Below are 22,987 nucleotides of genomic sequence, written 5' to 3' on the forward strand. Positions count from 1 at the left end.
CTGGTTTGGCTTCTTTGTTGCCTCTTTTTTCACTGTTTTCTTTTCTACCTGCTGCTTCTCTGTCTTTTCCGCAGCTTCTGGCTGGCGCTGTTCCGTCGTCTTTTCCGATGCCTCGAGCTGGTCCTGCTTCTCTATCTCTTCCGTTGCTACTGACTGTGGCTGCCTCTCTGAGATTTCCTCATCTTGCTGAGTCTGTGCCTTTGCAACTTTAACGTCACCTTTTTTGGAGCCTTTTTTCTCTTCAAACCCCTCGCTTACTGCAACCCCATTTGAAAAATCCAAGAAGCATAGCGGCGGGTACAGCACGCACCACCAGTTCGCCCCTTCGCCCTTGCCGAGGGTAATCAGAATCGCTTGATACTTGCCGGCGGGATATAAAAACTGACCGTACAGCTTCGTCGGAAATTGCACCTCGCCGAACTCAACCTTTACCGACTGGTCCGAACCTTGTTCAAGAACTACTTTTTCTGCAATCGATTGAATTTCTGGCAGTTTGGCATTCAGCACTTCGCGCGCCTTCTCCATCGAAGTCAAATCCTGCACCCAAAGCGTAATCTGCGCGTTGACCGCATCGCGCACCTTGCGCTTGATTGCCTGATCCTTTTCAAAATCACTGTTGGCAAGAATTCGGAGGCGAATCGCTTCCCCCGGAATCACAATCGACTCCTTCTGTGCCGCCTCAGTTTTTGGCATATATAAATTTAATATCGTAGCAAACGATAATACAAGCAAGTAACTCCAAACTACTAATTTCCCTCTCATCTCTAGCACCGTCCCTTCCCTTTGCTTTAACATTGTGGACAGAATGCCAGAATCTTAAACTATTAAATTCTACTATTTTTGAGAAAAGAAACCTCTGACCAGCCAAAAATGGCTCCGGAATTACAATCCGAAGCCAATCTCCGCAAAAACCATTCGGTCCTTGCCATTTATATCATTTACGATCTCTACTTTGACGTCAGCAAAGGTTTTTCGAAAAAGCTCCGCTACCGCTTCGCCCTGACCGGCCCCAATTTCAAAGCAAACGAGCGCGCTAGGCTGGAGCACTTGCGGGAGCTCCACCATAAACTGGCGGTAGAAATCAAGGCCATCATCCCCAGCGAACAGCGCCCGATGCGGCTCATGCTCCGTCACCACCTCGGACATCGTCTCCATATCGCTGAGAGGAATATACGGCGGATTAGACACCACCACATCCAGCTTCGTGCCAGCTGCGATAAGCGGCCGCAGCAAATCCCCCTGGAGGAATTCAACATCGGCCCCCATCCGGCGAGCATTGTCTCTAGCGACATCAAGTGATCCTTCTGCAATATCTGTAGCCATCATCTTAATAGCAGGCTGCTCCATTTTAAGAGTGATTGCAATCGCTCCACTGCCCGTCCCAATATCAACAACATTAAGTTGGCCCTGGCCACTAAATAGCCTTTTCATTCTTTGCAATGTCCCGTATACCAGTTCCTCCGTTTCCGGCCGGGGGATGAGCACTTCCGGCGTGACGACGAAGGTGCGCCCGTAAAATTCCTCATTGCCGATGATATATTGGACCGGAATCCCGTCACCATGTTCGTGGACCGCTTTTTGGAACTGCCCCCATACGTCGGGCTGCAAATCCTCTCGCATATTTGCAAACAACTGCGCCCGCGACATTCCGGTGAAATGACGAAGCAGCAGCTCCCCGGCATTTTCATCCCGGCCCTTCGAAACTAAAAAAGAAGAAGCCCATTTCAGAGCTTCAAATACCTTCTTACTCATTTGATGCGTTTTCCAATCTTCTTGCCTGATCATCAAGGATTAACGCTTCAATGATTTCATCTAGCTTGCCTTCGATAATCTGGTCAAGCTTTTGAATCGTTAACCCGATACGGTGATCGGTCACCCGGTTTTGCGGATAGTTATACGTACGAATTCGCTCGGAACGATCGCCGGTACCAACGGCAGACTTCCGCACTTGGTCGTACTCGGCCTGGGCTTCCTGCTGGAATTTATCGTAAACCCGTGCGCGCAGGATTTTCATCGCTTTATCCTTGTTCTTATGCTGGGACCGTTCGTCCTGTGATGTCGCCACAATACCAGTCGGAATATGGGTTAATCGCACCGCCGACATCGTGGTGTTAACGCTCTGTCCGCCGGCGCCGCTTGATGCAAACGTATCAAAACGGATGTCTTTATCATGGATTTCAATATCGAATTCCTCGACTTCCGGCAGGGCTGCCACCGTAGCGGTTGACGTGTGAATTCGGCCGCCAGACTCCGTTTCCGGTACACGCTGCACCCGATGTGCGCCGTTTTCGTATTTCAATTTAGAAAAGGCGCCTTGGCCGGTAATCATAAAAATAATCTCTTTATAGCCGCCGAGGCCAGTTTCATTGGCGTCGATGACTTCAGTTTTCCAGCCTTGTGCTTCGGCATAGCGGCTGTACATACGGTACAGTGTGCCGGCAAATAACGCTGCTTCTTCGCCGCCCGCAGCACCGCGGACTTCCATAATGACGTTCTTATCATCGTTCGGGTCCTTTGGAATCAATAAGATCTTTAGTTGGCCTTCAAGATCCTCGATTGACGCCTCCAGCTCATTTACCTCTTCTTTGACCATATCGCGCATTTCCGCATCCAGTTTCTCTTCAAGCATTGCTTTGGCGTCCTGAAGCTGAGCTTTCGCTTCTTTATACTGGCGGTACGTTTGCACAGTAGCCTGCATATCCGCCTGTTCTTTCGAATAGTCACGCAGTTTTTTTGTATCATTTATAATTTCCGGGTCGCTCAACAGCTCATTCAGCCGCTCATAGCGATCCTCCACCGATTGTAGACGATCAAACACAGTTATTCACCTCAAATTTAGTTGGGAGCTTCTATTATATATTAGTCATTTTTGGAAAAATTTATTTGTAACCACAGTTTGCGGCTATTTTTACCCATAACATTCTAATTATAGTATAGGTGAATACTACAGTCAAAACCAAATTCGTTTGGTGGGATTATTGAGGGGATTGTTGTCCAGGATTCGGGTTTAATTTTCAGAATTGTGCTCACTGACCAGAATATTTTATAAAGTGACCAGAAAATGTTGAAAAGAGACCAGTATATTTTAAAAACGACCAGAAATATCCCGATAATGACCAGAAAAACTCCAAATCGGGCCAGTAAAATTTGATAGGGATCCGGAAAGGGATAAACCTGCCGGTAAACTGCTAAAATTCGCTGGTAAATTGGAAAAACCGCCGGTAAACCGCTAAAATTCGCCGGTAACTCATGAAAGATCGCCGGTAAACCGCTCAAAGTCGCCGGTAAAAACAAAAAGGTTGCTGGTATTTGCAAAAGTTGCCGGTAAATTACAATAACCCGCCGGTAACATAAGAAAATTCGCCAGTAAATCCACAAAAATGTCCGGTAAACCTCACATCCCCACGAAAAAAACATGCCCTGGTCGCCAGAGCATGCTATCTACGGTCTTCCTGTACGCGAACTTCGATATTATAGCGTGGCAGAGCCTTAACCAGCTTCTTATGCAGCCTTGCTTCCGCATCAATTTTGTCTTGATCCTTCAGCATCCCTTTTTTATAAACCGAAACCCACATACGGTCGCCGTTGATCCAAACAGAATCGGTGACAAATTCATCCGTGTCGGCAATTACTTGCTTGGCTTGATTAATATCGTTGCCTTGATTGTTGGCACCTGCTTCACCGCCGCTTCCTGTCCCCTCAAGGTCAAGGAAATTCGGATTCTGATTGGTAATATCGTCCTCGACATAGTGCTGCTTATTTTTTCCACGGTTTGTCATATAATCCGGTGTTCGGTTCTCATCTCGGTTGGCCATATAATTAGGCACGGATCGGTCCTTGTCCAAATCATAGGCCGACTCATCAGCATCATTCCCCTTCTGGCACCCGGACACCACCGCTAACACTAACACGATAATAAACGAGAGAAACTTCCACTTCTTCAAAAAAAACACCTCCCATTACTACTATCATGCCCTTCGGGAACCATAACACCACAAGTGAATTCCTTCCATCCCATTTTAACCTATTCACCGTGGCAACTCAGCAATGGGTGTCAGGCACCATTTCCAATCTATACACAATCGCAACTCAGCAAACGGCGTCAGGCACCACCATGTCCGTTCTATACACCGTCCTAAAACAACAAAAGGTGTCAGGCTCCACCTTGTGAATCAATCACAAGGTGAAGCCTGACACCCATATTTCAAATCATCATTATACGTTTTCTTCTACCGCTTGTACGACACGGTTGATAGGGGTTTTTGGAACTTCATGATGATGGCGGCACCGCGGTTCGTATGCCTCGGATGCTCCGACCAAGATGACTGGATCATGGTAGGAGGCTGGATAGCCATCAATTAAGCGCTGAGTTCTGCTAGCGGGTGAGCCGCATACAGTGCAGACAGCTTGCAGCTTTGTCACGGTTTCCGCAATGGCCATTAATGCCGGCATTTGGCCGAATGGCTCGCCGCGGAAATCCTGGTCAAGTCCAGCGACAATCACGCGGTGGCCGCTGTTAGCGAGCTGCTGAACGACTCTGACAATCCCCTCATCAAAAAACTGAACTTCATCTATCGCAATAATATCCATGTCCGCCTCGACATGATGCAGTATCTCAATGGAATGAGAAATCGGCCGCGCATGAAAAGAAGAGCCATTATGGGACACAACAGATTGGTCGCTATAGCGATTATCAATTTTTGGTTTAAATACTGCAATTTTTTGCTTGGCAAATTGAGCGCGTCTGACGCGACGAATCAATTCCTCCGATTTTCCAGAAAACATGCTGCCGCAGATAACCTCTACCCATCCGGTTTGCTTCATTAAATACATAAAACGGCGTCTCCTTCCTCTTACGAACCCTGTACTCTATATATTATATGTACAACCTAAATTTTAAAATAAAAAACAGGCAAGTAGTAAAATCTGCTTGCCTGTTTCAAGTGCAAAATTATTGTTGCTGTTGCTTAAGGCCGTATTTTTTGTTGAATCGGTCAACACGTCCGCCTGCTTCAGCAAACTTTTGACGACCAGTATAGAACGGATGGCACTCAGAGCAAGTCTCAACGCGGATTTCGTTTTTCACTGATCCGGTTTCGAAAGTGTTGCCGCATGCGCAAGTCACCTTTACTGTTTTATAATTTGGATGAATTCCTGCTTTCATTCTTTTCATCTCCTTCCGCCCTGAATCATTCGAAACAGAGTTATATAAAGTGAAACTTCAATCAGTGGGATTTTTTTCACCCACTGATTGTTAGTTGAACCAATCGGGCTTTTACGGGCAGTTGCCCCCCACTAGAATGTAATTTCTTTTAACATCAACGTGGGCTTACTGCCCGTTAATGCGGGATAAAGTGCCTGTCTTAAAAGCAGACACTGAATTACAAAAAACACACTGACGTTATTATAACAGGGGACCCTGCGATTTGCAAGTTGGGATTTTTAGGATTATCCAAAAACTCACTTAAAAAACTACGACCGGCGCGCCTTCAATTCTTCGCCGATTTGGTCAAAAAAGTCCTGATTTGACTTCGTTTGACGCAGCTTTTTCAAGAAGCGCTCGGCAAAATCAGGAGAATCGGACATCGACTTGCGAATCGCCCATAATTTGTCAAGATGATCCTTCGGAATCAACAGCTCTTCCTTACGTGTTCCGGAGCGGCGAATATCCAGCGCAGGGAAAATCCGGCGCTCAGCCAGCTGACGGTCAAGGTGCAATTCCATGTTACCGGTCCCTTTAAATTCCTCATAAATGACATCGTCCATCCGTGAACCGGTGTCAACAAGAGCGGTTGCAAGGATGGTCAAGCTGCCGCCCTCTTCAATATTACGGGCTGCCCCGAAGAAGCGCTTCGGACGATGGAATGCTGCCGGGTCAATACCACCCGATAATGTCCGGCCGCTTGGCGGAATCACGAGGTTGTAGGCCCGGGCCAAACGAGTAATACTATCCATTAAAATAACGACATCACGCTTGTGCTCAACAAGGCGCATCGCGCGGTCCAGTACAAGTTCAGCGACTTTAATGTGGTTTTCCGGAACCTCATCAAATGTCGAGCTGACGACATCACCGGCAACAGAACGCTCGATGTCCGTTACTTCTTCCGGACGTTCGTCGATCAGCAGCACAATCAACTCTACGTCAGGATGATTTGTCGTAATACTATTGGCAATTTCTTTTAATAGCATTGTTTTACCGGCTTTCGGCGGTGCGACAATCAGACCACGCTGGCCAAAGCCGACCGGGGCCACAACATCCATAATCCGAGTTGACAAAGCCTTTTGATTCGTTTCGAGACGCATCATCCGGTTCGGATAAAGCGGTGTAAGAGCCGGGAAGTAAACACGTTCCTTCGCCGATTCCGGATCTTCCCCGTTTACCGCTTCAACATGAAGCAATCCAAAATACCGTTCGTTTTCCTTCGGCGGGCGTACTTTTCCGGACACCTTGTCCCCATTTCGCAAATCAAAACGGCGGATTTGCGATGCTGAGATATAAATATCCTCCGAGCTTGGCGAATAGTTGATCGGCCGCAAGAAACCAAAGCCCTCTGATTGAATAATTTCAAGGACGCCTTCCATGAAGAAATAGCCCTGCTGCTCGGCACGGGATTTTAATATCGCAAAGATTAATTCTTTTTTCGTTAATTTGCTGTAGTAGGTCACTTTATATTCGCGTGCAAGCTCATAAAGCTCCTTCAGCTTCATATTTTCTAAAATTGAAATTGTTAAGTCCATGTGTACACCACTCTTTTTAATTTTTCCTTCAGATCTGCTCATGTATCACGGCGAGAAATGATTGTTAAAATAATAGATTCGAGGAAATGAAATTGAAGTGAATAGAAATGAATAGAATAGCAGAAAAAACAATCAAAACAATTTCTATTTTACCCTCTTTACAAAAAATTAATCAACCATATTTTTTTAACAGTGTTGGAAATACATACTGGAAGGGTTTTTGGAGTAAGTAAATTGGTGTCAGGCACCATCGCTGTTTTTACCGTGTTTATATAAGTATTGGTGTCAGGCGCTAGAGGTCCTGGTACCTGACACCCTATCATAATCGCAGCCAATCTTTATAGGACTAGATTTGGTTTTTTCTTTAAGCTATGCCGGCCATCAATGAAGCGGACAGTTCCGGATTTGGCACGCATGACGACGGAATGTGTCGATGCGTAGGAGCCTTTGAATTGGACGCCGCGCAGCAGTTCGCCGTCGGTGACGCCTGTTGCCGTAAAGATGGCGTCGTCACCCTTGACGAGGTCTTCCATTCTTAGGATACGGCTGACATCTAAGCCCATCTTTTTGCAGCGCTCAAGCTCGGCATCATTTTGCGGCAGGAGCTTGCCAATCAGTTCGCCGCCGAGACACTTCAACGCAACAGCTGAAATAACGCCCTCCGGCGCACCGCCTGAGCCGAACAAAATATCCACACCGGTATTATCGAATGCCGTGTTGATTGCACCGGCAACATCTCCATCGTTAATCAGCTTAATTCTGGCGCCTGCTTCCCGAATCTGGGCGATGATATGCTCGTGGCGGGGACGGTTCAGCACCGTTGCCACTACATCCTCGATGTCCTTGTTTTTCGCCTTCGCAACTGCCCTCAGGTTATCAATAACAGGAGCATTAATATCAATCAGACCAACAGCTTCCGGGCCAACTGCAATTTTATCCATATACATATCCGGAGCATGAAGCAGGTTTCCATGGTCGGCAACGGCCAAAACGGCCAAGGCATTCCAGCCGCCGGACGCTAAAATATTGGTACCTTCAAGCGGATCCACGGCCACATCGACACGCGGGCCGTATCCAGTTCCAAGTTTTTCGCCAATATACAGCATTGGTGCCTCGTCCATTTCTCCTTCACCAATGACTACAGTGCCTTTCATAGGAACGGTGTCAAACACATCACGCATAGCGGAGGTCGCGGCACCATCGGCTTCATCCTTTTTCCCGCGGCCCATCCAGCGCGCAGAAGCTAGGGCGGCCCCTTCTGTAACGCGAACTAGCTCCATTGTTAAACTTCTTTCCATGCTTCATTCCCCCCATTTTCTATTATACTTTCGCTAGACTTCGTCATCACTAATTGTATAACAGATTGGAGGGATTAGTATAGCCTATTTATTCATTATGTGTTCTTCAAATGCTCGACTTCTTCGTTAGTTAACGCTTCACGCCAAACTGTAGCGCCGAGACCGTTTAATTTTTCAACCAGATTGCTGTAACCGCGGTCAATATGTTCCAGCCCGGTAACCTCGGTGACTCCTTCAGCCATCAGCCCGGCAATCACCAGCGCAGCACCTGCCCGGAGGTCGCTTGCCTTCACTTTGGCGCCTTGAAGCTGAATAGGTCCGTTAATGATTGCTGAGCGCCCTTCGACCTTAATGTTGGCATTCATGCGGCGCAGCTCATCAATATGCTTAAACCGGGCACCATAAATGGTATCGGTTACAACGCTTGACCCAGTAGCTTTTGTTAACAGCGAAGTAAACGGCTGCTGAAGGTCGGTTGGGAATCCTGGATAAACGAGCGTTTTAATATCGACTGCCTTCAATTTCGGTCCACCGGTCACAAACACTTGATCATCACGGGTTTCCACACTAACGCCCATTTCGCGAAGCTTGGCAATTAATGATTCCATGTGCTGCGGGATGACGTTATCAATTAACACACCCTCGCCCATTGCCGCACCGAGAATCAAATACGTGCCCGCCTCAATCCGGTCAGGGATAATCGTATGGCGGCAGCCATGCAGACTGTCAACGCCATCGATGCGGATGACATCGGTTCCGGCACCCTTTATTTTTGCCCCCATGTTCGTTAACAGGGTAGCAACATCAATAATTTCCGGCTCCTTGGCGGCATTTTCGATAATCGTCCGGCCTTTGGCACGGACAGCGGCAAGCATAATATTGATTGTCGCCCCGACACTGACAACGTCGAGGTAAATTCGCGCGCCGCGAAGCTCGTCCGCCCGCAAATAAATCGCGCCTTGCTCATTGGTAATTTGCGCACCAAGTGCCTCAAAGCCCTTGATGTGCTGGTCAATCGGACGCGGGCCCAAATGGCAGCCGCCCGGAAGACCAATGACCGCCTTTTTGAAGCGGCCAAGCATGGCGCCCATTAAATAATACGAAGCTCGCAGCTTCTTAACCTTGCCATTAGGCAGCGGCATCGAAATCATTGTTGAAGGGTCGACAGTCATTTCTTCATCGGTAATCGTGACTTCGCCGCCGATTTCCTCCAGCAAATCCTTCAAAATTTCCACATCTGAAATATGCGGCAGTCCTTCAATTGTTACAGGTGATTCAGCTAAAATGGTGGCGGGAATCAGGGCCACAGCACTATTTTTCGCGCCGCTGATTCGAACAGTTCCCTTTAACGGATAGCCGCCGGCAATTTTAAGTTTTTCCATTTTCGACTCCCTTCTAAGTCTTATGTAAAACTTGAATCGTTGTTTTGGATGGTAGATGGCAAATTTTTTTAAAAAAATTCACCGGGCACTGAGCAAGTTTTATCATTATAACCAAAGGTATATTTTCCTAACATAAATAGTCAAATTCCGACAGTTTGTCCTATTTTCTAGTTTACACGAAAATATTATTTTCTTGTAGACCCATTAAAGAAATTTACCTCAAAAATGGAAAAACTTTTGCCTTTTTTAAGCTTCTGTACGGGAATTCCAGTCTTTCAGGAAGGCTTCGATCCCTTTGTCAGTCAATGGATGGCTGCAAAGCCCCATTAACACCTTATATGGAATGGTGGCGATATGCGCGCCGCGTAAGGCTGCTTCCGTAACATGAAGCGGATGGCGGATGGACGCCGCAATGATTTCGGTTTCAATTCCGTGAACGACAAAAATTTCTGAAATAGTGGAGATTAAGTCTAGCCCATTCTGGCCAATATCGTCTAGACGGCCAAGGAATGGCGATACGTAGGTCGCACCGGCTCTTGCGGCAAGCAATGCCTGGTTGGCGTTGAAGATTAGGGTAACGTTTGTTTTAATGCCTTCTTTTGAAAAAGCGTGAACCGCCTTCAGTCCGTCTGGGGTCATTGGCACTTTCACGGTGATATTAGGGGCGATGGCTGCCAGCTCGCGGCCTTCCTTAATCATGCCTTCTGCATCAAGGGCGATGACTTCAGCACTGACGGAGCCTGGAACGAGACTGGTGATTTCACGTAAGCGGTCGTGGAATGACACACCTTTTTCTTTGGCCACTAATGACGGGTTTGTCGTAACACCAGCCAGCAGCCCTAATTCGTGTGCTTCGCGGATTTCATCAAGATTCGCAGTATCAATAAAAAATTTCATCGTACTTCCTCCCATTTCGACTCAATTTTCAATCTATTTTCAACATACGGAAACCGCCCTATGCTTGGGCGGCTCCATTTTATCATAATTACAAGAAAATACCAAAAAACGTTTTTACGCTCTGCCTGATGAACCAAATTCGCGCATTTTGCCAGTAACAGTTTCTTTGATGGCGTCACGAGCTGGACCGAGGTATTTACGTGGATCGTATTCGTTTGGTTTTTCAGCCAATACTTGACGAACAACTTTCGCAGAAGCGATTTGGTTCTCAGTGTTGACGTTAATTTTTGCAGTACCTAATGAAATGGACTTTTGGATATCCTTTGTTGGGATACCAGTACCACCATGAAGTACTAATGGAAGGCCAGTCAAGTTGCCGATTTCTTCCATTTCTTTGAAGCCAAGGTTTGGTTCGCCTTTGTATGGGCCGTGAACGGAACCAAGTGCTGGTGCAAGTGTATCAATACCAGTGCGTTTTACAAGTTCCACACACTCTTGCGCGTCAGCATAAATGATGCTGCCGGAAACATCGTCTTCCTGGCCGCCGACTGTTCCTAATTCTGCCTCAACAGAAACACCTTTTGAGTGAGCATATTCCACTACTTTAGAAGTAATTTCAATATTTTCCTCAAATGGGTGGTGTGAAGCGTCAATCATAACAGAAGTAAAGCCTGCATCAATCGCTTCTTTACATTTTTCAAAGCTGGAACCATGGTCCAGATGAATCGCTACAGGAACAGTAATTTTTAAATCTTCCATTAAACCTTCTACCATTTTTACAATGGTTTTGAAGCCAGACATATAACGGCCTGCACCTTCGGATACCCCAAGGATAACCGGGGACTTTTCATCTTGTGCAGCCTGAAGAATCGCCTGAGTGAATTCCAGGTTGTTAATGTTAAATTGTCCAACAGCATAGCCTTCCGCTTTCGCTTTTTTCAGCATCTCTGTCATGGAAACTAAAGGCATTTCAATTCCTCCTTAAATTCGGTCGCTAATCTTTTTGGAATGTGGGACATCATATACATGTTTTCCCACCATTTTAGTGAATATGTATCAATTCCAAAAAGATTCCGGCCAGTTAAATTCCACTATGTATCATATCAAAACAAAATGTGAAATGCCATTAATCCGACGCAGTTTTGAAAAGTGTCATAATGAAAGCGAATCCATTTTAAAATGAAGGCGTTCCCACACTTTTTTTGAAAAAAAGCAGCCCCAAAGAGGTTGCTTTTTTGATAAAGCCTAAGGCTTGAGGCTCCAGCCCGTTATTTCAATACTCAGTTTGCCTTTTGCGGAATGTGCTTGCGAACCGCAGCACGGATGTCGTCAATGTCAAACGGCTTAGCGAAATGTGTGATGGCTCCCAAGTCTTTCGCCTCTTGAATCATGTCAAGTTCACCGTAAGCGGTCATGATAATGACACGGATTTCCGGGTCGATGACCTTCATTCGTTTTAAAATTTCAATTCCATCCATGCCCGGGATTTTCATATCCAACAACACAAGGTCCGGGTCGTGCTTTTTGACAATCTCCAATGCCTGAACACCATTGGCCGCCTGGAAGGTTTGATAGCCCTCTTTTTGAAAAACTTCATTTAACAAAATGCGAATTCCAAACTGATCGTCCACGATTAATATTTTCTCTTTCTCTTTCATACAGCCACCTCATCCCTGTGAATAGATTCAAATTATGTATAGTATCTCTTATAAATTCTACTCTATCTTAAAAAACTCCTTCCTTTTACTAGTGTTATTTTGTGGAAATGGCAAGAAGTTTTGAATTTGTTCAAAAAATACTATAAAGTAGAGCTAACTTCACGTTTTATTGATGTACTAGGGTCGTTCTTCGCGCCCGAAAGGAGAATTTTTTCATGTTAAAAATGTTTACCACCCAGTTAACTGGGGTTTTTAAAAAAATTGCCGAACAAGAGGAGTTTTCCTTTGAAGACGGAGCCCGCTTGCTGGCCCAAGCACCTGCCGGCGATGGCTTCATCTATATCTATGCTGACAATGAAATGAAAGCTGTTGAATTCGAGGCGTTACATGGGGTCGAGCCATTGAAAGGGGCAAAGGTTCTAAACAAAGCAGACGTTTCGGAGCTTGGAATAGCCGACAGAGTACTGCTGATCTCAAGGACTTCAACCGACGAAGCTGCTGTCAATCTGGCGAAACAGCTTCAAGAACAAGGTATTCCTTTCGTAGCTGTCTCTACAGTGATGGACGAGGAGAACGGTGGATTAACGCAGCTGGCCGATGTCCATATTGATTTGCGCCTGACCAAAGGCCTGCTGCCTGACGAGTTCGGCAATCGCTTTGGCTTTCCTTCCTCGATGGCGGCGTTGTTTACCTACTATGGCTTGAAATTTAATATAGATGAAATTCTAGCGGAATATGAGATATAAATGAAACGACTTTTTTAACTTGTTATAAGAGGAACGCCTCTCATGACGTGTTTGAGATATAAATTCAGGCTTTCACGTCATGAGACCACCTTTCATGACATGTTTGAGATAAAAGTTCAGGCATTCGCGTCATGAGACCACCTTTCATGACATGTTTGAGTTAAAAATCTAGGCATTCGCGTCATGAGACCACCTTTCATGACATGTTTGAGATAAAAATCTAGGCATTCGCGTCATGGGACTACCTTCCATGACATGTTTGAGATAAAAATTCAGGCATTCGCGTCATGAGACCACCTTTCATGACGTGTCCGAGATAAAAATTCAGAGTCACGCGTCATGAGACCACCTTTGATGACATGTTTGAGATAAAAATTCAGGCATTCGCGTCATGAGACCACCTTTCATGACGTGTCCGAGATAAAAATTCAGAGTCACGCGTCATGAGACCGCCTTTCATGACATGTTTGAGTTAAAAATACTTATAAGATCACTTTTCATAACGTGTATGAGAAAAATTTATACAATCGGTTACTATCTGACGGCCTCTTTTAGGGGGCCGTTTTTTATTTCACCCATAGAAGCCCAGGAAACGGAATAGAATCCTTATTTGCAGCAGGAGTCCGAAATCCACTAATTGCTATTTGTCATAAAAAAACAGCCCCCGCAAGAAAACGGGAACTGTTCTTATGAAAAACATTATTTTTGAATCGATGCCTTTACGAAGTCGCGGAAGAGCGGCTGCGGACGGTTCGGTCTGGAGATAAACTCCGGATGGAACTGGGAAGCCACGAACCATGGGTGATCCTTCAATTCGACAATCTCAACTAAGCGGCCATCTGGGCTTGTCCCTGAGAACACAAAGCCGGCCTCTTCCATCTCTTGACGGAAGTGATTGTTAAACTCATAACGGTGGCGGTGGCGCTCATAGACGACTTTTTCTTCATAAGCCGCAAATGCTTTTGTTCCTTCCGTTACGCGGCAAGGATAAAGGCCAAGCCGCAATGTACCGCCAAGGTCCTCGACATCCTTCTGCTCTGGCAGCAAATCAATGATTGGGTGCTTTGTATCCGGCACAAACTCGGAAGAATGCGCATCATCATAGCCCAACACGTTGCGGGCATATTCAATCGTTGCTAGCTGCATCCCTAAGCAAATGCCAAGGAATGGCTTTTTCGTCTCACGGGCATAACGGGTCGCTTCAATTTTCCCTTCCACACCGCGGTCGCCAAAGCCGCCTGGTACAAGGACTCCGTCGACATCGTCAAGCAATTGAGCGGCGTTTTCACGGGTTACATCATTGGCATTAATCCACTTCACTTCAACGTCTGCATCAAATGCATAACCGGCATGCTTTAACGCCTCGACAACCGAAAGATAGGCATCCTGAAGCTCGACATATTTTCCGACAAGGCCGATGCGCACTTTGCCAGAAAGATTTGTCACCTTTTCGACCAAGGCCTTCCACTCGGTCATATCAGGGTCATTTGTCGCCAATTTCAAATGATCGCACACAATTTGGTCCATTCCTTGCTCCTGAAGGGCTAGCGGAATGGAGTACAGTGTCTCGGCATCCTGGCATTCGATGACTGCTTTTTCATCAATATCACAGAATAGGGCAATTTTGTCCTTCATATCCTGGGACATCGCCATTTCTGTCCGAACCACGATAATATTTGGCTGAATGCCAAGACTGCGCAATTCTTTTACACTGTGCTGCGTCGGCTTTGTCTTCATTTCGCCTGCCGCTCTGATGTAAGGCACCAAGGTGCAATGAATGTACATCACGTTATCGCGGCCGATATCATTACGAACCTGGCGGATGGCCTCTAAAAATGGCAGTGATTCGATGTCACCGACAGTCCCGCCAATTTCCGTAATGACTACATCTGCATTCGTTTCCTGGCCGGAACGGAAGAGCCGCTCCTTAATTTCATTGGTAATGTGAGGAATGACCTGAACAGTTGCCCCCAAATAGTCACCGCGGCGCTCTTTGCGAAGCACGGATGAGTAAACTTTTCCGGTTGTCACGTTGCTGTACTTATTCAAATTAATATCAATAAAACGCTCATAGTGGCCCAAGTCCAAGTCGGTTTCGGCACCGTCATCGGTCACGAACACCTCGCCGTGCTGGTAGGGGCTCATCGTTCCCGGATCCACGTTTATGTATGGATCAAATTTTTGAATCGTTACTTTCAGGCCGCGATTTTTCAATAATCGTCCCAAGGAAGCGGCGGTAATACCCTTTCCAAGTGATGAAACAACACCGCCAGTTACAAAAATATACTTTGTCATTTATTTTTCCTCCTCAACTATAGATTGTGCATAAATTGGATTGTTAAAGGACTTTATTAAAATTTCCCCAAAAAATAAAAAAACCCACGAGTATAAAGGTTTTTCCAAAATAAAAAGCGCTCCACTTACGTAATGTAAGGGAGCGCATATTAAATAGATCCATTCGTTCCTTTTTAAGGAGCCCAAACAAGATGATACAAGGGGCTGAAAAAAAAGTCAAGCCTGCAATTTAGATATCTGCCACTTAAGAGACTGGCACATGGCCGCAAACCATATTAAAGGTCTTCGTCAAGATCCTCATCTTCATCTAATTCCAGTTCTTCCTCTTCCTCGAGGTCTTCATCAAGATCTTCGTCTTCATCTAAGTCGAATTCCTCTTCATCCTCTAGGACCTCATCATCTTCTTCAAATTCATCGTCGACTTCTTCGAGTTCATCAAAGACTTCTTCTTCATCGTCAAGCAGATCGTCTTCATCATCGAACTCGTCAAGATCATCGTAATCTTCGTCTTCGATTTCATCGAAATCATCAAGGTCTTCATCGACAACCTTCTTAAGCTTCTTCTTCTTCGGTTTGACTGGTGTAATTACTTCTTCTTCCTGAGTATCAACCGGATACCAAACGCGAAGTCCCCAGCGGTTTTCCCCTAATGACAGGAAACGGCCATCGACATTCAAGTCCGTATAAAACTGTGCCAGGCGAGAGCGTATTTCTTGGTCGGAAAGTCCGACAGCAGATTTAATTTCACTGACCAATTCATTGAAGGAAATCGGCTGCTTGCTATTTTTCATGTATTCGTAAGCCATTTCGATGAGGGATAACTGTTGTAACTCCTCTTTTGAGTATTGTGCTAAACTCAATTTTGGCACTTCCTTTCTCTATTTAACACTCTATTATGAGTGATGAACGGGCTAAATACAGGATTTGTCCCCAAATTTAAACATATTCTTCATTATAAACAAATTCTTCCGGTTTATGCTAGTTCCAACTGCTGTTTTACTCGTTTTTTTCCTCCGGGGGCTCATTTTCCTGTTCCCTGCTCATTTTAATCTCTTTTATCGCGATCACTAGAAAGAAGATTGCTAGCAACAGAAAGGATACCGCACCCAGTTGCACCTCGTAAAGATAATAAAGTGGCCAGGCGGAAATGATGAGAATGATGATAATTTTACTTACTTTCAAACGTTGACACCTGCCCAACCGTCATCGTGGTAAATACTAACCTGATTATATAAGATATATCATAATTTTGGAAAATATTTTTCAAAAAAAGTACCGGGCATTCGCCGCCCGGTATCCTTAATATTTACTGTTACATATTGCGGCGGTACTGCCCGCCGACTTCGTACAAGGCTCTGGTGATTTGCCCAAGGCTTGCCACTTTGACGGTTTCCATTAATTGTGCAAAAATGTTGCCGCCGCTGACGGCAGCTTCCTTCAACAGTTTCAAGGCTGCTGCGGATTCATCAGCATGGGTTTCCTGGAATGTCCTCAGATTGTGAATCTGAAGCTCTTTTTCTTCAGTTGTTGCCCGCGCCAATTCCATATTGTCGATCTCCTCTTGGGACGGAGGATTCGGATTCAAGTAGGTGTTAACGCCAATAATCGGCAGCTCGCCTGTATGTTTCTTCATTTCATAGTACATCGATTCATCCTGAATTTTGCCGCGTTGATACTGCGTCTCCATAGCGCCAAGCACACCGCCGCGGTCGTTCAGTCGGTCAAATTCCTGAAGCACCGCTTCCTCGACAAGGTCAGTCAGCTCTTCCACAATGAACGAGCCTTGCAGCGGGTTTTCATTTTTTGTGAGGCCGTGCTCCTTGGTAATAATCATTTGAATCGCCATTGCGCGGCGCACTGATTCTTCAGTTGGTGTCGTAATCGCTTCATCATAGGCGTTCGTATGCAGCGAGTTACAGTTATCCTGCAGCGCCATTAACGCCTGCAACGTGGTGCGGATGTCGTTAAAATCAATTTCTTGAGCGTGCAGTGAACGGCCGGAAGTTTGCACGTGATACTTCAGCTTTTGGCTGCGCTCATTGGCACCGTACTTCTCACGCATGACCGTTGCCCAAATGCGGCGGGCTACGCGGCCGATCACGGTATATTCCGGATCAAGGCCATTGGAGAAGAAGAAAGACAGGTTCGGTGCAAAGTCATCAATATTCATGCCCCGGCTTAGGTAATATTCCACATAAGTAAAGCCGTTGGACAGTGTGAACGCCAGCTGCGAAATTGGATTGGCACCCGCTTCGGCGATATGGTAGCCGGAAATCGACACTGAGTAGTAGTTGCGTACCTGATTGTCGATGAAATATTGCTGAATATCGCCCATCATCCTTAGGGCAAATTCTGTTGAAAAAATGCATGTATTTTGGCCTTGGTCCTCTTTTAAAATATCGGCTTGCACCGTACCGCGGACGGTTTTTAACGTGTAGGCGCGCACTTCGGCAAATTCTTCGACAGTAAGCGCGCGGCACAGTTCCGCTTCTTTGCGCTTCACCTGCTGGTCAATTGCCGTGTTCATGAACATCGCGAGGATAATCGGCGCTGGTCCGTTAATCGTCATCGAGACCGAAGTCGACGGATGGCAGAGGTCAAAGCCGTCATAGAGCTTTTTCATATCATCTAACGTACAAACGCTGACACCGCTCTCGCCGACTTTTCCATAAATATCGGGACGATAATCCGGGTCTTCGCCGTACAGAGTAACAGAGTCAAATGCCGTGCTAAGGCGCTTGGCCGGGTCATCCTTTGATAGATAGTGGAAGCGGCGGTTTGTCCGCTCCGGTGTCCCTTCACCGGCAAATTGGCGTTTCGGATCCTCGCCTTCGCGCTTGAACGGAAATACCCCGGCGGTGTATGGGAACGAGCCCGGCACGTTTTCACGGTACACCCAGCGCAGGATTTCACCGTAGTCCTTGTATTTCGGCAGGGCGACTTTCGGAATCTTCAAGCCGGATAGGCTGGTTGTTTTTAAAATCGTGATAATTTCTTTGTCACGGATTCTCGTGACGAATTGGTCGCCGGAGTAGGCTTGCTTTGTTTGCTCCCAAGTGTCGAGAATGCGTTTGGATTCCGGTGTCAATTTTGCTTCGGTCTCCTGCTTTACTGCTTGGAGGGCGGCAACGACTTCAGACTGGTCTTTGACCGCCTCCATCGCACCTTCTAGTTGGAACAACTTTCGGGCAATGTCTGCCTGCAGTTCCGCCTTTTTATGATAGCCCCTGACAGTTTCGGTAATTTCTCGTAAGTAATAACGGCGGTCTGTCGGGATAATGATATTTTGTTTTTCCACTTTGGCGTCCTTGCTATAGGAAGTGACCCAATCGGTTCCTGCCTTTTCGTTGATCGTTTCCACAAGGGCGGCAAACAGGGCGTTCGTGCCAGGGTCGTTAAACTGGCTGGCAATCGTGCCGTACACCGGCATTTGTGATGGGTCTTTTTCAAACAACAGATGGCTGCGCTGGTACTGCTTCTGCACTTGGCGCTGGGCATCCTCCGAGCCCTTACGCTCGAATTTGTTGATGACAATCAGGTCGGCAAAATCAATCATATCGATTTTTTCCAGCTGCGACGGTGCCCCGAATTCGCTTGTCATTACGTACAGGGAAACATCACAGATTTCGGTAATCCCGGCGTCGCCCTGGCCGATTCCGGAGGTTTCGACGATGACGAGGTCAAAACCGGCAGCCTTCGTGACCGCCACCGCATCCTTAATGGCTAGTGACAATTCAGATTTAGAGGCACGCGTTGCCAGGCTGCGCATATAAACGTTTGGTGAAAAAATTGCGTTCATCCGGATGCGGTCGCCTAGGAGCGCTCCGCCCGTCTTTTGTTTCGTCGGGTCGACAGACAGAATGGCAACTCTTTTATTCGGAAATTCGTTGATGAAGCGGCGAATCAGCTCGTCTGTGAGCGAGCTTTTTCCGGAACCGCCCGTTCCGGTAATGCCGATCACCGGAATTGATTTTTCCAACGATTTTACTTTTTCAAGAACTTGTTCCGCTGTTGCCGCTGCTTCATTTGTCAGGTCGACATGGTTTTCAGCCAGCGTGATTAGCTTGGCAATCGCATTCGTATTGCCTGATGGCAGTTTTTCAATTTGTTCTGGGATTGTTTCTGTGGTGACTGTTGAAAAATCGCATTCCTTAATCATTAGGTCAATCATGCCCTGCAGTCCAAGTAAACGTCCGTCTTCCGGCGAGAAAATCCGGGCAATGCCGTATTCATGCAGCTCGTTGATTTCCCTTGGAATGATGACACCGCCGCCCCCGCCATAAATGCGGATATGTGGTGCGCCTTTTTCTTGGAGTAGATCGTACATATATTTAAAGTATTCGACGTGTCCGCCCTGATAGGAGGAAATCGCAATCCCCTGCACGTCCTCTTGAATCGCGGCGTTCACTACCTCTTCAACCGAACGGTTATGACCGAGGTGAATCACCTCAGCCCCGCTTGCTTGAAGAATGCGCCGCATAATATTAATCGAAGCATCGTGACCATCAAACAAACTAGACGCCGTCACAAAACGAATATGATACTTCGGCTTATACTTTCCCGTTGTGCTCATCCACTTGGTCCCCCTTGTTTTTCGTGCTCCACGCTCCACGGGTGCTCCACGGGTGCTCCACGGGGACGGTTCTGCTGGTTCCTTTTTAGTTTCTAAAAGCGCCAGTAGAACCGTCCCCATGGTTCCCCATGGTTCCGTTAGTTACTCCCGAGTCCTTTAAAGATAAATTCTGTCTGCAGTTCGATGTATTCGTCGAGTGTGAACAGCTTTCTTAGCGCCCAGCGGCGGAAGCCCCACATTTGCCCTTGGACAAAGATGTCGTGGGCGACGATTTTGACCTGTTTTTCCGACAGCGTGAGCTCGCCGTTTTCGACGCATTTGTTGAGCAGGTTTTCGAACATGGCAACCATTTCGAATTCCTTTTTCAACACATATGGAAGCGCGTCCTTCGACAGTGACTTTACTTCCTGATACATAACCAACACTTCCGCCTGCATCTCATCCATGACGTGGAAAAAGTTCGCAATCCCTAATTTCAAGCCTTCCAATGTCCCTTGCTTGCCGCCAAGATTCTCCTCCAGCCGCTCTTTTACATGGTCATATATGCTGTCGCAGACGAGGTAAAGAACATCTTCCTTCGTGCGTATATATTCATATAACGTTCCGATGCTGAAACCCGCCGCTTTCGCGATTTCCCGGGTCGTCGTCCGATGAAACCCCTTTTGTTTAAAAAGTGCAACGGCCCCCTTGATCATTTGGTCACGCCGCTTTTGCACAAGGCGTTCGTCCTTGACCGAGGCCTGAACCTCCCGCTTTGTCATCCCCTTATCGACCGCTCCTTGTCTAGCTCCAGCGCCTAGGGGCTCGGGGTCATAAGCCAATCCGTCAAGAAGGTTAAAAAACAACCTTCTCGCCGGCTCGTCTTATGCCTGTCGCCCCTGGGCAAGGCGCTTCCGCTTTTCTCTTTACTTGGTTAACATTCTGGAAATAACGAGGCGCTGGATTTCCTGTGTGCCCTCGTAGATTTGCGTAATTTTTGCATCACGCATGAACCGCTCAACTGGATAATCCTTCGTATAGCCGTAGCCGCCAAATACTTGAACTGCTTCAGTTGTCACTTTCATGGCTGTGTCACCGGCAAATAGCTTCGACATCGCCGACTCTTTTCCGTATGGAAGGCCGTTAGACTCGAGCCATGCAGCTTGATAGGTTAATAGTCTTGAAGCCTCAATGCTTGTCGCCATATCAGCCAGCTTAAAGCTGATGCCTTGGTTGGCAGCGATTGGCTTGCCAAACTGGTGGCGCTCCTTCGCGTAAGCAACTGCAGCATCCAATGCTCCCTGGGCAATTCCGACTGCCTGGGCGGCAATTCCGTTACGGCCGCCGTCAAGTGTCATCATCGCAATTTTAAAGCCTTCACCCTCTTCGCCGAGGCGATTTTCTACCGGAACCTTACAATCTTCAAAAATAATTTCTGTTGTAGGTGATGACCGGATGCCGAGTTTCTTTTCTTTTTTACCAACGGAGAAGCCTGCAAAATCTTTTTCAACGATGAACGCAGTTGTGCCTCGCTGTTTGCTGGCTGGGTCGGTTAACGCAAACACGACATAAATATCAGCCTCGCCACCGTTGGTGATGAAAATTTTTGATCCATTTAAGACGTAATGGTCGCCCTCGAGTCGAGCATTCGTCCGCATGCCGCCTGCATCAGAGCCGCTGCCTGGCTCTGTTAAGCCGTAAGCGCCGATTTTCGAGCCTTCCGCCATTGGACGAAGATACTTTTGCTTTTGCTCTTCGTTGCCGAATTTGTAAATTGGCCAGCCTGCCAATGAAGTGTGCGCAGACAGGGTAACCCCCATGGACGAGTCGACGCGGGAAAGCTCCTCTACGGCGATGCAGTAGGCAAGATAGTCGCTGCCGATGCCGCCGTACTCCTCCGGCCACGGAATCCCAGTTAAGCCAAGCTCCGCCATTTTGTTAAAAATCTCCCGGTCGAAGCGCTCTTCCTCATCACGCTCTGCTGCAGTTGGAGCAATCTCGTTCAGTGCAAAATCGCGGACCATTTTACGAATCATTTCATGTTCTTCGGATAATTTAAAATACATTTTCGGTGTCCTCCTAAGACTTTTTATGAATAATGGTGCAACTATTTTAGAATTCTACGTCTTTGTCTGGTTTTTCTACGTGATTTGGGATTATTTCTACATCAATTGGTGAGAATTCTACGCATTTAGTGATTATTTCTACATAAAAACCGAACAATTCTACAAAAATCGAGATTAATTCTACAAAACTACAGCTGCTTGCTAATCACAATCCGCTGAATCTCGCTCGTGCCCTCGTAAATTTCCGTTACCTTGGCATCGCGGAAATAGCGCTCGACCGGGTAATCTTCGGTATAGCCGTAGCCGCCGAACACCTGAATTGCTTCGGTCGCTACTTCAACAGCTGTTTTGGTCGCAAACAATTTCGCCATCGATGCCTCCATGCCGCATTTCAAGCCGCGCTGGCGCAGGTCTGCGGCGCGATAGACTAATAGTTTTGCAGCCTCGACGCTGGTCGCCATGTCTGCCAGTTTAAAACCAATTCCCTGCTGAGCGGCAATCGGTTTGCCAAACTGGTGGCGCCCTTTGGCATACTCCGTTGCGGCCGACAGTGCGGCTTGTGCAATTCCGAGTGCCTGTGCGGCGATCCCAATGCGGCCGGTGTCGAGGCCCGCCATTGCAATCTTGAACCCTTCACCCTCAACGCCGAGCAGGTTCTCCGCCGGCACGCGCATGTCCTCAAACGTAAGCTGAAATGTACGTGAGCCATGCAGCCCCATCTTCTTCTCATCCTTGCCGATGACGAGTCCCGGAGTATTTTTTTCAACAATAAAAGCAGATACTCCCTTGCTGCCGAGCTCCGGTTGAGTTTTCGCAAATACAATGTAAACGTCGGCCTCACCGCCATTGGTGATGAACACCTTCGAGCCGTTGATGACATAATGATCGCCATTTCGGACAGCCCGCGATTTCAAGCTGGCAGCATCTGAACCAGCACTAGGCTCAGTTAAGCAAAACGCACCAAGGTATTCCCCGGAGGCCAGCTTTGGCACGTACTTCTGTTTTTGCTCTTCTGTACCAAAATAAAGAATCGGGTTCGTGCCAACCGAGGTGTGCACCGACAGGATCACGCCGATTGTCGCACTGACTTTGGATAGTTCGTTAATCGCGATGATGTAGGAGGTGAAATCCATCTGTGCACCGCCGTATTGCTCGGGCACCGGAATGCCCATCAGCCCGAGTTCCCCCATTTTGCGAAGGATCTCGCGTGGAAACTCGCCGGTTTCCATTTTTTCAATAAATGGGGCAATTTCGCTGACAGCAAAATCGCGCACCATTTTCCGCATCATTTCCTGCTCTTCTGTGAAGTGTAAATTCATGGTGAACTCCCCTTTTGGAGATAGTAACGCGGCCGT

At 47.0% G+C, this 22,987-nt stretch carries 19 protein-coding genes and 1 pseudogene; 1 reads left to right on the plus strand and 19 read right to left on the minus strand.

Going from position 1 to position 22,987, the window contains the following annotated elements:
* Positions 1-252: 252 nt before the first annotated feature.
* From spoIIR to ACZ43M_RS25815, 12 genes and pseudogenes are all read right to left on the minus strand, one after another.
* Positions 253-762: pseudogene (spoIIR, locus tag ACZ43M_RS25760) on the minus strand (stage II sporulation protein R); the annotation flags it as partial.
* Between the two features lie 120 nt (positions 763-882).
* Positions 883-1,752: a peptide chain release factor N(5)-glutamine methyltransferase gene (prmC, locus tag ACZ43M_RS25765; RefSeq protein WP_464505360.1), complete on the minus strand. Its 870-nt coding sequence runs from the start codon at positions 1,750-1,752 to the stop codon at positions 883-885.
* On the minus strand, positions 1,745-2,818 hold the full coding sequence (prfA, locus tag ACZ43M_RS25770; protein ID WP_464505361.1) for a peptide chain release factor 1: 1,074 nt from the start codon (positions 2,816-2,818) through the stop codon (positions 1,745-1,747). The genes prmC and prfA overlap by 8 nt, the downstream gene beginning before the upstream one ends.
* A 619-nt stretch (positions 2,819-3,437) precedes the next feature.
* Complete coding sequence (locus ACZ43M_RS25775) at positions 3,438-3,944, minus strand: hypothetical protein (RefSeq protein ID WP_464505362.1); 507 nt, start codon at positions 3,942-3,944, stop codon at positions 3,438-3,440.
* A gap of 271 nt (positions 3,945-4,215) precedes the next feature.
* A complete protein-coding gene (locus tag ACZ43M_RS25780; RefSeq protein WP_464505363.1) occupies positions 4,216-4,833 on the minus strand; it encodes a thymidine kinase in 618 nt (205 codons plus the stop codon).
* Positions 4,834-4,951: 118 nt separating this feature from the next.
* Entirely contained in the window at positions 4,952-5,164 is a 213-nt protein-coding gene (gene rpmE, locus ACZ43M_RS25785) for a 50S ribosomal protein L31 (protein ID WP_464505364.1), read from the minus strand.
* Positions 5,165-5,472: 308 nt separating this feature from the next.
* Complete coding sequence (gene rho, locus ACZ43M_RS25790) at positions 5,473-6,738, minus strand: transcription termination factor Rho (protein WP_464505365.1); 1,266 nt, start codon at positions 6,736-6,738, stop codon at positions 5,473-5,475.
* A gap of 338 nt (positions 6,739-7,076) precedes the next feature.
* Positions 7,077-8,036, minus strand: a complete 960-nt coding sequence (gene glpX, locus ACZ43M_RS25795; RefSeq protein WP_464505366.1) for a class II fructose-bisphosphatase — start codon at positions 8,034-8,036, stop codon at positions 7,077-7,079.
* Between the two features lie 95 nt (positions 8,037-8,131).
* Positions 8,132-9,418 carry a UDP-N-acetylglucosamine 1-carboxyvinyltransferase gene (locus tag ACZ43M_RS25800; RefSeq protein ID WP_464505367.1) on the minus strand — a complete coding sequence of 429 codons (1,287 nt, stop codon included), beginning with the start codon at positions 9,416-9,418 and terminating at the stop codon, positions 8,132-8,134.
* Between the two features lie 246 nt (positions 9,419-9,664).
* The gene (fsa, locus tag ACZ43M_RS25805; protein ID WP_464505368.1) at positions 9,665-10,315 is read right to left on the minus strand and encodes a fructose-6-phosphate aldolase; all 651 of its coding nucleotides are present in this window, start codon (positions 10,313-10,315) and stop codon (positions 9,665-9,667) included.
* Positions 10,316-10,429: 114 nt separating this feature from the next.
* Positions 10,430-11,284 carry a class II fructose-bisphosphate aldolase gene (locus ACZ43M_RS25810; RefSeq protein WP_464505369.1) on the minus strand — a complete coding sequence of 285 codons (855 nt, stop codon included), beginning with the start codon at positions 11,282-11,284 and terminating at the stop codon, positions 10,430-10,432.
* Positions 11,285-11,595: 311 nt separating this feature from the next.
* On the minus strand, positions 11,596-11,973 hold the full coding sequence (locus ACZ43M_RS25815) for a response regulator (protein WP_464505370.1): 378 nt from the start codon (positions 11,971-11,973) through the stop codon (positions 11,596-11,598).
* Between the two features lie 215 nt (positions 11,974-12,188).
* On the opposite strand from ACZ43M_RS25815, the gene ACZ43M_RS25820 reads away from it, so the two are divergent.
* Positions 12,189-12,719 (plus strand): DUF2529 domain-containing protein, encoded by a 531-nt coding sequence (locus tag ACZ43M_RS25820; RefSeq protein ID WP_464505371.1) that lies wholly within the window; start codon positions 12,189-12,191, stop codon positions 12,717-12,719.
* Between the two features lie 699 nt (positions 12,720-13,418).
* Here the strand turns inward: ACZ43M_RS25820 and ACZ43M_RS25825 are convergent.
* From ACZ43M_RS25825 to ACZ43M_RS25855, 7 genes are all read right to left on the minus strand, one after another.
* Positions 13,419-15,014, minus strand: coding sequence for a CTP synthase (locus tag ACZ43M_RS25825; protein ID WP_464505372.1), 1,596 nt, complete (start codon positions 15,012-15,014; stop codon positions 13,419-13,421).
* Between the two features lie 275 nt (positions 15,015-15,289).
* Positions 15,290-15,874 carry a DNA-directed RNA polymerase subunit delta gene (gene rpoE / locus ACZ43M_RS25830; RefSeq protein WP_464505373.1) on the minus strand — a complete coding sequence of 195 codons (585 nt, stop codon included), beginning with the start codon at positions 15,872-15,874 and terminating at the stop codon, positions 15,290-15,292.
* A 136-nt stretch (positions 15,875-16,010) separates the two neighbouring features.
* Positions 16,011-16,196 carry a hypothetical protein gene (locus ACZ43M_RS25835; RefSeq protein WP_464505374.1) on the minus strand — a complete coding sequence of 62 codons (186 nt, stop codon included), beginning with the start codon at positions 16,194-16,196 and terminating at the stop codon, positions 16,011-16,013.
* A gap of 130 nt (positions 16,197-16,326) precedes the next feature.
* Positions 16,327-19,587: a fused isobutyryl-CoA mutase/GTPase IcmF gene (gene icmF, locus ACZ43M_RS25840; RefSeq protein ID WP_464505375.1), complete on the minus strand. Its 3,261-nt coding sequence runs from the start codon at positions 19,585-19,587 to the stop codon at positions 16,327-16,329.
* A gap of 137 nt (positions 19,588-19,724) precedes the next feature.
* The gene (locus ACZ43M_RS25845; protein WP_464505376.1) at positions 19,725-20,348 is read right to left on the minus strand and encodes a TetR/AcrR family transcriptional regulator; all 624 of its coding nucleotides are present in this window, start codon (positions 20,346-20,348) and stop codon (positions 19,725-19,727) included.
* A 144-nt stretch (positions 20,349-20,492) separates the two neighbouring features.
* Complete coding sequence (locus ACZ43M_RS25850) at positions 20,493-21,632, minus strand: acyl-CoA dehydrogenase (protein WP_464505377.1); 1,140 nt, start codon at positions 21,630-21,632, stop codon at positions 20,493-20,495.
* Between the two features lie 188 nt (positions 21,633-21,820).
* On the minus strand, positions 21,821-22,951 hold the full coding sequence (locus ACZ43M_RS25855; protein ID WP_464508118.1) for an acyl-CoA dehydrogenase: 1,131 nt from the start codon (positions 22,949-22,951) through the stop codon (positions 21,821-21,823).
* Positions 22,952-22,987: the final 36 nt, after the last annotated feature.

This window comes from Neobacillus sp. B24, assembly GCF_055381825.1.

Bases quoted from the DNA above. Each gene is read 5' to 3' on its own strand.
- prmC (WP_464505360.1), bottom strand. From the start codon at position 1,752: ATGAGTAAGAAGGTATTTGAAGCTCTGAAATGGGCTTCTTCTTTTTTA.
- ACZ43M_RS25780 (WP_464505363.1), bottom strand. From the start codon at position 4,833: ATGTATTTAATGAAGCAAACCGGATGGGTAGAGGTTATCTGCGGCAGC.
- rpmE (WP_464505364.1), bottom strand. From the start codon at position 5,164: ATGAAAGCAGGAATTCATCCAAATTATAAAACAGTAAAGGTGACTTGC.
- rho (WP_464505365.1), bottom strand. From the start codon at position 6,738: ATGGACTTAACAATTTCAATTTTAGAAAATATGAAGCTGAAGGAGCTT.
- glpX (WP_464505366.1), bottom strand. From the start codon at position 8,036: ATGGAAAGAAGTTTAACAATGGAGCTAGTTCGCGTTACAGAAGGGGCC.
- ACZ43M_RS25800 (WP_464505367.1), bottom strand. From the start codon at position 9,418: ATGGAAAAACTTAAAATTGCCGGCGGCTATCCGTTAAAGGGAACTGTT.
- fsa (WP_464505368.1), bottom strand. From the start codon at position 10,315: ATGAAATTTTTTATTGATACTGCGAATCTTGATGAAATCCGCGAAGCA.
- ACZ43M_RS25810 (WP_464505369.1), bottom strand. From the start codon at position 11,284: ATGCCTTTAGTTTCCATGACAGAGATGCTGAAAAAAGCGAAAGCGGAA.
- ACZ43M_RS25815 (WP_464505370.1), bottom strand. From the start codon at position 11,973: ATGAAAGAGAAAGAGAAAATATTAATCGTGGACGATCAGTTTGGAATT.
- ACZ43M_RS25820 (WP_464505371.1), top strand. From the start codon at position 12,189: ATGTTAAAAATGTTTACCACCCAGTTAACTGGGGTTTTTAAAAAAATT.
- ACZ43M_RS25825 (WP_464505372.1), bottom strand. From the start codon at position 15,014: ATGACAAAGTATATTTTTGTAACTGGCGGTGTTGTTTCATCACTTGGA.
- icmF (WP_464505375.1), bottom strand. From the start codon at position 19,587: ATGAGCACAACGGGAAAGTATAAGCCGAAGTATCATATTCGTTTTGTG.
- ACZ43M_RS25845 (WP_464505376.1), bottom strand. From the start codon at position 20,348: ATGACAAAGCGGGAGGTTCAGGCCTCGGTCAAGGACGAACGCCTTGTG.
- ACZ43M_RS25850 (WP_464505377.1), bottom strand. From the start codon at position 21,632: ATGTATTTTAAATTATCCGAAGAACATGAAATGATTCGTAAAATGGTC.
- ACZ43M_RS25855 (WP_464508118.1), bottom strand. From the start codon at position 22,951: ATGAATTTACACTTCACAGAAGAGCAGGAAATGATGCGGAAAATGGTG.